The organism is Streptomyces sp. ID05-39B (assembly GCF_033794725.1).
Taxonomy (GTDB): Bacteria; Actinomycetota; Actinomycetes; order Streptomycetales; family Streptomycetaceae; genus Streptomyces; species Streptomyces bobili.
In genome coordinates this window covers 21,581-31,832 of the sequence record NZ_JARGEF010000079.1, presented here as the reverse complement: position 1 = coordinate 31,832, position 10,252 = coordinate 21,581, and the positions used below count along the sequence as shown (strand labels likewise).

The window sequence follows — 10,252 nt, the reverse complement described above, 5'->3', positions numbered from 1 at the left end:
AACGGAATTCCGAAAGGAATTCAATTCGCGCAAGCGCGAATTGAGGGCACCCGCGCAAGCGCGGATGCCGGGGCTGGCAGCAAGGGGAGGTGCATCACGTGCGGGCCTGTGTAGCTACTGGGAATCCCAGTCACCACCCCCGCAACGGAAGTGACGGACCATCGGCCTGACGGGGTGCCGGCCCCACCGCAGTGACGGGCTCCGCTGCGCTCCACCCGAACCCCTCCCCAACTCCCGAAATCGTCCGCTCACGTTCACCAATACCCGGCCAGCATACACGCCAACCCGCCACGATGGGGCGGAATCCGTCGATGCATCACCCAGTAGAGCGAACGTACCACGCGGGTGATGCATCAAGCGGGGTAGCTGTGTAGCGTTTGGGCCCTGGCGTCACCACCCCTTGGCCTTAGCCAAAAACTACCGGTGGAATTCAAATCGCGCGGCCATGAATAGCTCAGCCACAGAACGGAAGCCCCGATATGCGAATGCGGGAATTCAGTGTGCGGAGGTACCGAAGCCGATCGGCCGCTAGGCCGGGCGGCGGAACTGCCCACCGGTGTCAGCCGCGCTTCCTCGCTTTTGAGCGTCACGACCGGTACCACCCGAGACTCAGAGCCGCTGGTGCCGCCTACGGTCCGCACCCGTCCCGCGGAGCCGCACGCGAAGCCGCCTCAGCCCCGGACGGGGAGCCGACGCGCAGCAGTTGGCGGGCCGCCGGCGGATGGATCCGCGGCCTCCCCCGTCCGGGCGCTTCCTCGCCGCTGAATGGAGCGGCTGGAGGGTGTCGCACGGGCCGTAGGGGGTCCGCCTCTAAAGATCAGATAGGCGCAAGGCTCTGACCTGCGAAAACGCGCGAGATGTATGCAGCCTGAGTGAATGGATCTCGGCCGGAGGGGGCGAGTTGCATTCACGTAGGTGCATAGATCGTTCCTGTCCAGAGACACGCCCGCCGCGTGCATAGATCTTCTGCATAACATCGCAGATCTGCTATGTTATGCAGCCCCGACGATCATGGAGGAGAGCCCGTGGCCCAGGCCTTGAGGCGCAGCGCGGAGGCGCGGGCGACCACGCCGCGGCTGGTCCCTGCTCCGCCGCCCGCCGATGCCGTCAACGGCATGGAGTCGGCTCAGCAGTTGGTGAGCAGCCTGGAGAGGCTGGCCAAGCGGGGCGGCACCTTCACGACGAAGGACCCGGTCAAGCCGTACGTCTTCTACGGCAAGGGGCACCTGAGCATGTCTCAGGTGATCGAGGACAACCTGTGGAAGTTCGACCTGAGCGCGATGTCGCGCAACATCCTGGACTACCTCAAGACGCACCACGACCAGCAGGGCTTGGTGGAGATGACCCAGAGCAGCCTGGCGACGAAGTACGGCTGCTCACAGTCGAAGATCTCCCGTGCCGTCAGCCAGCTGAGCCACCACAACTTCACGTGGCGGGAACGGCGTGGGGTGTACCGCCTCAACCCGCTCTACGCTTACCGGTGGGGCAGCGAGAAGCAGCTGCGCCTGGTGAAGTCGCTCAAGAAGACCCTGGTGAAGCACGAGATCACCATTCCGACTGTGAGGAACGAGGCCACGCGATGAGCTCCGCTTCAATCCCTGGTTTCCACAACCCGGAGATCTTCGAGGTCCTGCCGAACGCCTGCCTGTCCCCCACGGCCCGGGACGTCTTCGACGTGCTCACGTCCCGCCAGGAGCCGGGCGGCCTGGTCAAGATCCGGCAGCAGGAGCTAGCCGAGCGCCTCGGGCTGACCCAGTCCGTGGTCTCCCGGGCCATCAGCCAGCTACGGGACAAGGGCATCATCAGCGAGCGGCAGCGCCGTGGTGAGGTCCTCATCCACCCGCTGCTGGCCGGCTACGAGTCGCTGAGCCACATGGTCAACCATCTCAAGGCTCCCGACACGTTCGTGTGGCCGCTGAACTTCCCGACCGGTGACATCCGCCCGCCGCGCGCCCGCGACGCCCGCATCGGCACAGACTTCGACCCGGACCCCGATGGCGGTGAGGACGCCCCGCTGCCCGACGCGCCGCCCTCGCTGCGACTGGCCGGATGAACCGCGGCTCCTGTCCGCGTACTACCACGGCGCCCACCCCACCGGGAGGGCGCCGTCGTCGTCCCCGGCCGGGACGGAGCAGCAGCCGGTAGAACGAGCTACACCGGATCGTTCTGGAGCAGCAGAACAAACCGGCGGTCTCCCGCTGCACCACCCCGGGCTGGCCTCTGACCCGTGCAGCACCCTTGTGCTACGCGGGCCCATGCAAATCCTGCGCTGCATCCACGACACCACGTTGCTGGCATCCGAGGACCACCACCAGGAGCAGCGCCAGGTCCTCGCCGCAGGCCTTCGCCTCACACCTGACAGCCTCACAGCGCACCCTGTCCACCAGGGAAAACGGGGTGTGTGACTCACAGCAGGAGCCGGGTATCAGCGAGCGGCGAAGGTCAGAGGACGGTGCCGTGCAGGGCGCGGCGGTCGCCGGACATCGTGTAGCGGCGGGCGGCGAGGCCGTCCTCGAGGGGCTCGCCGATCTGCTCGCACAGCAGCGCCAGGACCTCGGCCGCGTCGGTGTCCGACAGGTACGCCGGGGCGACTTCGAGCATCAGCTCGCCGATCGCGTGGCTGTTGGCGGCTAGGTCGTCGACCAGGCGGCGCGCCGCGCCGATCGCGGGATCCGTCGGCGGATCGGCGGGCGGCGGAGGCGGGGTGGTGCGGACGTCGCGGACGGCCTGGCGGACCACCGCGCGCACCGTGGGCTCATCGAGGGCCTGGAGGCCGCTGTGGGCGAGCGTGACGAGTCGGCGGGTGATCAACTCCGCGACGTCGTCCGTACGGCCGGAGACGGCGATCAGGGCGCGCTGGGACAGGCCGTAGTCGAGCGCGGCCGCGGCTGGGTCGGTGTCTCGCGTGCGAGACGTCTCGGTGCCGGCGGCGACGGCGCCGTGGATCGCGGCCAGGGCGCGGGCGACGTCCAGGAGCCGGTACGCCTGAGCGCGGGAGATGCCGAACTCCGCGTCGCAGTACGCCTCCCAGCTCGGGTGACCGAGGGGTGCCCAGACGCGGGCGGCGTGCGCGTCGCGGACCCGGGCGGCGAGCACCGCCACCGAGCGCCGGACGTCGTCCATCGCCTCGTGAAGTCCCGCCGTCATCTCCCGGGCGCGGGCCGCGGTGAGCGGCGGCCGCGCCGGTTCGGCAACGTGCTCCTGGTCCTCGTTGTGCTCGCCCACGACTCCATCGTCCTCCGGGTCGGCGGGCGGGACCAGGGCGTGCGGAAGCACGGGCGCGAGCTGCGCCTCACAACCTCACAGCCTCACAGTTCATCGCGTCTACCTGCGCAAACGGGGTGTGAGGCTCACAACCTGCCAGCCCTCGCCGGGCTCCAGGCGCTCTTTTCGCGGACGCGGCAACGTCGGGACGGGGCCGCCGGGAAGGAGGCCCTTGCGGCGCATGGCCTGGTCGCGGCTGCGGCACCGGGCGGTGCAGAACTTTCGTGGACGGCCGGTGGACTCGGGCAGCGGCTGGGCGCAGGTGGGGCAGTGGCCGGCCTCGATGACCGGGGCCAGTTTCTGGAGCAGGCGCCGGACGCGGTCTTCGTCTTCCGGGGTGAAGGGCTCTGTGTCGGCGCGGCATCCGGCGAGAAGTTCGGCGAAGACGGAGCGCAGCGTGGGCAGGTCGCGGCGGCAGGTGCCGAGCAGGTCGAGGTACTCCTCTACCGGCCAGGTGGCCAGGACGGCGGAGCGGGAGAGGTAGAAGCCGACGGTGTCGATCCGGTAGCGGTCGGCGGTGTCGAGCAGCAGGTAGCCGAGCAGCTGCCAGGCGCTCGCCTTGGGGAAGCGGTGCGGGCGCTTGTCGCTCTTGAAGTCGATGAGGAGTCCGTCGACCACGAGGTCTGCGTCGGCGGTGATCTGCGTGCCGGGGAACGTGGGGCCGGGCGTGCAGTCTTCGGGCGGGGTGCGGGCACGCAGGGAGTCCAGAGGGCTGTCCGCGGCCTGGTGGAGCTGGGCTACGACGTCGGCCACCAGGTCGCGGTGCGGAAGCTGCAGGAGCCGGTCGAGAGTGAAGGAGCCGGGGTCCTCGCACGCGGCGAGATACAGCGGGGTGTGCTCGAAGCCGACAGGGTTGCGGGTGAGGACCTGGTACCAGACCGCCGCGATGAGGAGGCGGGCCAGGTCCTCCTCTTCATCGTGGGCGCGGTCGATGGGGGTGTCGCGGTTGGCGAGGTCCAGGGCGTGGACGGTGTGCGTCAGCCGCGCGGCGAGTTCGTTGCCGACGGCGCGCATTCGCAGGCCCACCCCCTGGTAGTCGCGGCCGGTCTGTTCGATGCCGATCGCGGCGGCCAGGTCCACGGGTTGGGTCGTGTTGAAGGCGAGGCGCAGCCGGGTGTCGATCGCCGTCCCGGCGGTGCCGCCCTCGGTGCCGACACCGGGTAAGGGCATCAGGACGCGGTCGGCGCGGTGCTGGGACCGGAAAGACTCGCGCAGCGGCTTGGCGCCGGCGGACAGTTCGCGGTCCAGGAACCGGCGCAACGGGCTGCGGGGGTTGTGGACTCCGCTTTTGAGGCTCATACAGGGTTCGCCCTTCGGCAGGCGCGCCACCGGAGGCGGCGCGGTGAAGTGGTCACGGGACGGACGGTAGGAACCGGGACTGACACCGTGTCGCCCGGAAGAGGTAGGCGGCGGGGGTCTTTGGCGCGGAGTTCACCCGTTCGTGCGGGGAGGGCGCTCTGTGCGCGGATCGGCGCGCAGCGGGGCGTGAATACGGCGTTGGCTGCGGTGCGGTGGGCGTGGCCGTCTGCTGGCTACTGGTGGATACGGCGGGTCTACGGATCGCCGGTGCCGGGATGCGGCGGATGTCCGCCCGCTGCGGATCTACGATCCGGCCCATGAGTACCGAGACCGGCGGTGTCCAGGTTGACCCGCGAGAGTTGCCAGCTGGCAGTTTCACCGCGTCCGATATCGCGAGGATTGAGCTGGGGTCGGCGGCCGAGTCCGGCGCGATGTCCCACGGGCGATACGTGCAGATGCTGGGCGAGGACTTGGCTGTGGCCGGTGACTACGTGCGCCAAGCCGCACACCGTCGCCGTGACGCGGACTCCCTGGTGTCAGCCGCGGTGATTGCTGAGCGCGTCCGGGGCACCAGCTGGGAGGTGATCGGCGACGCCCTCCGCATGAGCGCCGAAGAGGCGGAGAAGAAGTGGGGCCGGGACGAAGCGTCCTGGCATAACCGCAGCGTGGTGGAGAGCTTGGTGCTGAAGGACCCTGGCAAGCGCGCCGCGAAGGTCGACCGCTACATCACGACCGACAAGCCCTATCAGTTCGGCACTGCTGTCCGTCGGCCGCTGTCCGAATCGCTGGATGCTGCTGCTCATCTGACCGGCCGTGATGTTGCCGCCGCAGATCACGCGTTCGCCGGCACTGTCTGCACGGCCTGCGTCCACTGACCCGGCTCCTGTCACACTGACAACGCCCTGTCCCCGGCAGCTGCAATGCCGGGGACAGGGCGTTGTCGTATCTGCTGGCTACCCGATCCAGATGACGTCCAGGACGGACAGGTGCCGGGTGAGCCGGTTGATCACGTAGACGACGGACAGCTGGCCGACGGATGCGGCTCGGACGTCCTCGCCTTCCGGGTCGCCGGTGTTCCACTGGGGCCAGCCCCACGGGGAGCGCACCGCGATGTCCAGGACGTCGCGGACCGTCTCCTTCGCGTGCTCGGGGAGCTCGGTGAGCGTCTTTGCAGCATGCGGGGACAGGCGTACCGCCCACGGCTGATCGGTCACCGGCGGGCACCGAGGACGTCGTCCAGGTCCACGAAGCCGGTCTCGTCGCGGCCGGAGTCCATGTACGCGTCGACGGCCGGGGCCGCGGCGACGCGCAGCTGCCAGGTACGCACGACGTCATGCAACGGGGTGAGGCTGTAGGTGTGGCGGGAGTCCTCCAGGGCCTTCGCCCAGTCCCGCTCGAAGGCCGGCACCCACGTGTCGGCGCGGCGGTCGGCGCGCAGTTGGGCGAGCAGCTGGGCGGCGGCGGCCGGGGCCGGCGGGGCGGGTGCTTCCTCGGGCTGCGCGCTCATGGGCACCTCCTGGCGGGTCGTATCGCCACCGTACGCGCGGTGCGGGGCGGTGGGGACGGACATGCGGTGATCCCTTCCCTTGGGGGGTGGGCGTCAGTCGACGCCGTAGTCGAAGACGTCGTCGTCGGTGTAGTCATCGAGGATGTCGCCGACGGCCTCGCGCAGCCGCTGGGCGATCTCGTCGGCGACCTCCGGGCTGCACACGATCTGGCAGCCGATGTTGCGGAAGCCGTGGTCGTCGTCGGCCGGGGCCTCTTCGGCGGTGTCCGTCATCGCCAGTCCAGTTGCTTCTCCCAGTCGAGGAAGTCGGCGGCTTCCTCTTCCTGGCGCTGGTATTCGTCCGAGGCTTTGCGGTTCGCCTCGCGTTCTGCATTGTTCTTTGGGTTCGGGGACGGGTAATCGATACTCGCCATTTGTGTTTCTGGCCCTTCAGTAATCGACGTCGATGTAGTCGATATCCGTAAATTCAACTTGGAGCTGGTCGGCACGGTAGCCGTTGTCCTTGAAGTAGACCTCCTGGAAGCCTTCGGCGATCACCTGGTTCGGTGACTCGGTGCTACGTCCCTGTTGGGCGTCGAAGAGCCGCTTGGCGTAGGAGGCGGGCAGACGGACGGTGAGGCGGCGGAAGCGGCCGTCGTCGGTGGTTCCGCCAGGAGCGTCGTAGCCGAACCGCGCCCGGGTCTCCACGGTGATCCCGCCCGTGGTGGCGGCCCGCTTCTGCCGCTGGGAGCGAACCCGCGGCTGCCAGCGGGTGCGTACGGCGGCGTCGATCCGGTCCGTGATCGCCTTCGGGGGGTGCTTGCGCTCGCCCTTGCGGTAGCGCTCCACGGACCGCTGGCTGATGCCGAGCTCCGTCGCGACGGCCTTGGTCGTCTTGAGCTGCTTGAGCAGGAAGTTGACGCGCCCCTGGAGGGTCTTGGGCGGGTCGCGCGTGAACTTTTCCCAGCTAGTGCGCTCAATGGCTTCGCCGATCAGCGCGTCGTCGCGGGCCTCGTTCGTGGGACGGATCCGTCGGGCCATGTCAGTTCCCTTCGCCGGTCGGGTCCTGGCCGTCGGGGTCGATCAGCCGGAACCAGGTCTCGCGCGTCTCGCGCAGGTCATGCCGCCACAACTCCAGTCGTGGCGAGCGGCGGTGGGCGCGCATGGAGAGCTGCAGGGCCTCCATGCGCGCCTCCAGGCGGTCCAGCGTCCGCTGTAGCTCCGCGCCGGCCTCCAGTGAGGGCGTGCCGGTGTGGGCGGTCACGGCCCTACTCGCCGTCGTCCAGGACGGCGTCGCCGCCCTTGATGTGGCGGGCCGGGTTGAGGTCCTTCTCCATCAGGTCGACCGCCCACAGCATGGACTGGACGCCTTCCAGCTTCGCCAGGCCGGGCGTGGGTCCGAGGCGGAAGGCGCCGGGGATCGGCTTGCCGGACTCCGCGTAGGGCAGGAAGTCCAGCGGGCTCGGGCTGGGCGCGGGGTAGACGACGCAGTCGGAGAGCACCGCGAGCGGGTACAGGCCCGTCATCTTGGCCATGTTCGACAGCTTGCGGTGCATGTTGACCCGAGCCTTGGAGATGACGGCGGCGCGGATGTCGGGGCGCCAGGTCGGGCGCTGCATGGCCGGCCACGGGTCGCCGTCCTTGTAGCCCTTGCCCTGCGGGTTCTCGAACAGCTTCCCGATGCCGCCCTTGACAGTGGCCTTGATCGCGGACAGCACCGCGGCCATCGCCGGGTCGACCTCCTTGTGCCGCTCCATCGCCGCCAGGAACTCCGCGTCGTTCAGGTCCTTGGTGACACCGAGGTCGGCGAGGGTGTCGACGTAGGCGGTCTTGAGGCGGTCGTGCCACGGGTCCAGGTACGCGCCGGTCTCGCGGCGCAGGTACGCCTCGATCGGTTCCACGTTGTAGCCGAGCTCCTGGGCGTAGGCGACGGTGTGCGTCTGGTACCAGGCCGGGCCCGTCGGACGCTCGCCGGTCGGCGTGAACGGGGACGGCAGGCGCGGGTCCAGATCCACGTGGGAGAGGTCGACCAGCCAGGAGCCGGGGATCTTCGGGTTGAACTTCGGGGCGTGGAAGTGGTCGGGCGCGGACAGGCCGACCGTGAGCCTCGCGGCGGCCGCGAGGAAGGCGGTGTTCAGGTCCAGGCCCACCGCGTACGGCAGCGTGCACTCCTCATCGGTGAGCAGGTCGACCGACCGCACCCACTGGTACGCCTCCTCATGGAGGAAGCCGCCCTTCCAGTCGATCCGGTGGATCGCGGGGTGCTCGGGCTGTCCCTCCGGCGGCGCCGGGTCCATCGGCTCCGTGCCCAGCGAGCCGGGGTTGAGGCCGGAGACCCAGTTGCCGGTCTCCTCATCGCGCACCGGCCGGGTGGGCGGGCGCAGCGCGGTCATCAGCTCCAGCCCGGACACGGCCGTCGACCCGCGCGGGGTGATGACCCGCTGGGCGTACACACCGAGGACGCGGGCGACGTCGGCCGGCTCCATGTCTGTCACGCCGGGCCAGGCCCGGGAGTCGAGCGCGTCCCAGGGCAGGATCGCCAGCTGCACGCACTGCCTCTCGCGGCCCTGCGCCTTGCGGTAGATCCGGGCCCACGGGCCGAAGCCGCGCTGGGTGAGCTGCCAGCGCGCCTTGAGTACCTGCTTGACGACCGGGTGGTCCTCTTCCAGGCGCAGGCCCCGGCGGTCCTCCAGGCGCTCGGGCAGCCCGAGCTTCACAGCGGCGGCCGCCGTGAGAACGATCAGCGGGTCGGAGTCCTTGCCGTGGCGGCTGAGCTTCGGTGCACCGAGGCCGGACTCGCGCAGCGTCCACTCCACCAGCTCCACCACCGTGGTCGCCGGGCAGTCGAGCACGATGCCGTCGACGCCGTACGCGGAGCCGTCACCGTCCAGCACCGCGAGCGGACCGTGCGGGAACCGCGGGTCGACAGCGGGCTTCGCGGCCTTCTTCGCAGCCGGACGCCGTGACGTCACCGGGCGGGCGGCCGGGCGCTCCGGCGTGGCCGGAGCGTCGGGCGCCTGCACTGGCGCGACGGCCTCCGCCTCTGGCGCCTCAGGTGCGGCCGGGCCGGTGAACGTCTCCGGAACCGGCTCGGGCCGGGGTGCGGGAGCAGCGGCAGGGGCGGGCGTGACGGCGGGAGCTCCGTGGGCCGGGTACTTCGCCGCCCAGCCCTTCAGGAGCCGCTGGTACGCCTCCAGGCGCGGCGGCTTCGGCTCGGAGCGGCCGTTCTCGTAGTTCTTGACCGTCTGCGTCGTCGTCTTGAGCGCGGTCGCGAGGCGGGCCTGGGTGATGCCGGCGGCCTCACGCAGTCGGGCGCGCTCTGCCGGGGGCGGGAGCTGCGGCTCCTCCTCCAGCAGCGCGTCGACCGACGCGAAGAGTTCCTCTTCGGATGCCATGTCGATCTCCTTTCGCGCCCTCACTCTACCATCGTTTACCCTAGCCTTTAACTCATTTTTTAACCCGCCCGGATGTATTCGAGGGGTGGGGGTGGACATGCGAGAAGGCCGCCCAGTGGATGCCGGACGGCCTTCGATCTCACAGCTCACATGTCACGCCAACAGCGCTTCCACCTGTGGAAACGCCGTGTGAGGCTCACAGGTGCAGCCAGTCGTCACAGGCTGCTGCTGGTCAGTTCAGGAAGGTCAACCAGGGCAGCGGGGAGATCGTTGACACCCTGCTGCGCGTACCAGCCGCGGCACCAGCGCAGGACGCCAGCGCGGCTGAGTCGCCACTCCGAGCAGCACTGGACCAGCACATCGGAGGCGAAGTCGACGCTCAGCGCCTGCAAGACCGGGTCGACTGGCCATCCTTCAAACCCGCAGACCCAGGGATCGCCCAGGCCCAAGGAGTCGGCGAGGATCGCGTCGGCGGCCCTGCCGGGGCCGGACCCGCTGTATCCCCAGTCGAACCCGCCCAGGGCCTCAGCGTCCTTCGGAGTGAGCTCGTACAGGACGAGGTCATCGACCTGCCGCTCGGTTGGCCCCAGCTTCCTCTTCTCCACCAGGATTCGGCACTGCCAGTCGTCATCCCCGACCGGCCGCACACCGTGGTAGATCCGGTCCTGCTCCGTCATAGTGTCCTCCCCTTCTCCTGCCGATCCTGGCCACACGCTGGCTCTGTCGCACGAGCGACGACCAGCAGTGCCCGGTTCCACACCTGCCAATGGCGAGAAGGCATCCCTCCCCCGCCCACCGGTGCCTCCAT

At 69.5% G+C, this 10,252-nt stretch carries 13 protein-coding genes; 3 read left to right on the top strand and 10 right to left on the bottom strand.

Annotation, left to right across the window (positions count from 1 at the left end; translation table 11 throughout):
- The first annotated feature begins 1,025 nt into the window (after nucleotides 1-1,025).
- Both P1P75_RS19050 and P1P75_RS19045 read left to right on the top strand, forming a co-directional pair.
- Entirely contained in the window at nucleotides 1,026-1,583 is a 558-nt protein-coding gene (locus P1P75_RS19050) for a replication/maintenance protein RepL (protein WP_319256823.1), read from the top strand.
- The gene (locus P1P75_RS19045; RefSeq protein WP_030018066.1) at nucleotides 1,580-2,053 is read left to right on the top strand and encodes a helix-turn-helix domain-containing protein; all 474 of its coding nucleotides are present in this window, start codon (nucleotides 1,580-1,582) and stop codon (nucleotides 2,051-2,053) included. The genes P1P75_RS19050 and P1P75_RS19045 overlap by 4 nt, the downstream gene beginning before the upstream one ends.
- 389 nt (nucleotides 2,054-2,442) lie before the next feature.
- On the opposite strand, the gene P1P75_RS19040 is transcribed toward P1P75_RS19045, so the two are convergent.
- Together P1P75_RS19040 and P1P75_RS19035 are read right to left on the bottom strand one after the other, a co-directional pair.
- The gene (locus tag P1P75_RS19040; protein ID WP_319256819.1) at nucleotides 2,443-3,225 is read right to left on the bottom strand and encodes a hypothetical protein; all 783 of its coding nucleotides are present in this window, start codon (nucleotides 3,223-3,225) and stop codon (nucleotides 2,443-2,445) included.
- A gap of 99 nt (nucleotides 3,226-3,324) precedes the next feature.
- Nucleotides 3,325-4,563 carry a hypothetical protein gene (locus P1P75_RS19035; protein ID WP_319256817.1) on the bottom strand — a complete coding sequence of 413 codons (1,239 nt, stop codon included), beginning with the start codon at nucleotides 4,561-4,563 and terminating at the stop codon, nucleotides 3,325-3,327.
- Nucleotides 4,564-4,880: 317 nt separating this feature from the next.
- Between P1P75_RS19035 and P1P75_RS19030 the strand changes: the two genes are divergently transcribed.
- Nucleotides 4,881-5,438 (top strand): hypothetical protein, encoded by a 558-nt coding sequence (locus tag P1P75_RS19030; protein ID WP_319256815.1) that lies wholly within the window; start codon nucleotides 4,881-4,883, stop codon nucleotides 5,436-5,438.
- 78 nt (nucleotides 5,439-5,516) lie between these two features.
- Here P1P75_RS19030 and P1P75_RS19025 read toward each other — a convergent pair whose 3' ends face one another.
- The 8 genes from P1P75_RS19025 to P1P75_RS18990 all read right to left on the bottom strand — a co-directional run bounded on the left by P1P75_RS19025 (nucleotide 5,517) and on the right by P1P75_RS18990 (nucleotide 10,121).
- Nucleotides 5,517-5,777: a hypothetical protein gene (locus P1P75_RS19025; protein WP_319256813.1), complete on the bottom strand. Its 261-nt coding sequence runs from the start codon at nucleotides 5,775-5,777 to the stop codon at nucleotides 5,517-5,519.
- On the bottom strand, nucleotides 5,774-6,133 hold the full coding sequence (locus P1P75_RS19020) for a DUF6247 family protein (RefSeq protein ID WP_319256811.1): 360 nt from the start codon (nucleotides 6,131-6,133) through the stop codon (nucleotides 5,774-5,776). The genes P1P75_RS19025 and P1P75_RS19020 overlap by 4 nt, the downstream gene beginning before the upstream one ends.
- A 30-nt stretch (nucleotides 6,134-6,163) precedes the next feature.
- Nucleotides 6,164-6,343 carry a hypothetical protein gene (locus P1P75_RS19015; protein ID WP_319256809.1) on the bottom strand — a complete coding sequence of 60 codons (180 nt, stop codon included), beginning with the start codon at nucleotides 6,341-6,343 and terminating at the stop codon, nucleotides 6,164-6,166.
- On the bottom strand, nucleotides 6,340-6,483 hold the full coding sequence (locus P1P75_RS19010; RefSeq protein ID WP_319256806.1) for a hypothetical protein: 144 nt from the start codon (nucleotides 6,481-6,483) through the stop codon (nucleotides 6,340-6,342). Before P1P75_RS19010 ends, P1P75_RS19015 begins: the two co-directional genes overlap by 4 nt.
- A gap of 16 nt (nucleotides 6,484-6,499) precedes the next feature.
- On the bottom strand, nucleotides 6,500-7,090 hold the full coding sequence (locus P1P75_RS19005) for an XRE family transcriptional regulator (protein ID WP_319256804.1): 591 nt from the start codon (nucleotides 7,088-7,090) through the stop codon (nucleotides 6,500-6,502).
- Nucleotide 7,091: 1 nt separating this feature from the next.
- A complete protein-coding gene (locus P1P75_RS19000; protein ID WP_319256802.1) occupies nucleotides 7,092-7,313 on the bottom strand; it encodes a hypothetical protein in 222 nt (73 codons plus the stop codon).
- Between the two features lie 4 nt (nucleotides 7,314-7,317).
- The gene (locus P1P75_RS18995; protein ID WP_319256799.1) at nucleotides 7,318-9,444 is read right to left on the bottom strand and encodes a helix-turn-helix domain-containing protein; all 2,127 of its coding nucleotides are present in this window, start codon (nucleotides 9,442-9,444) and stop codon (nucleotides 7,318-7,320) included.
- A 215-nt stretch (nucleotides 9,445-9,659) separates the two neighbouring features.
- Nucleotides 9,660-10,121 carry a DUF6166 domain-containing protein gene (locus P1P75_RS18990; protein ID WP_319256797.1) on the bottom strand — a complete coding sequence of 154 codons (462 nt, stop codon included), beginning with the start codon at nucleotides 10,119-10,121 and terminating at the stop codon, nucleotides 9,660-9,662.
- Nucleotides 10,122-10,252 lie beyond the last annotated feature (131 nt).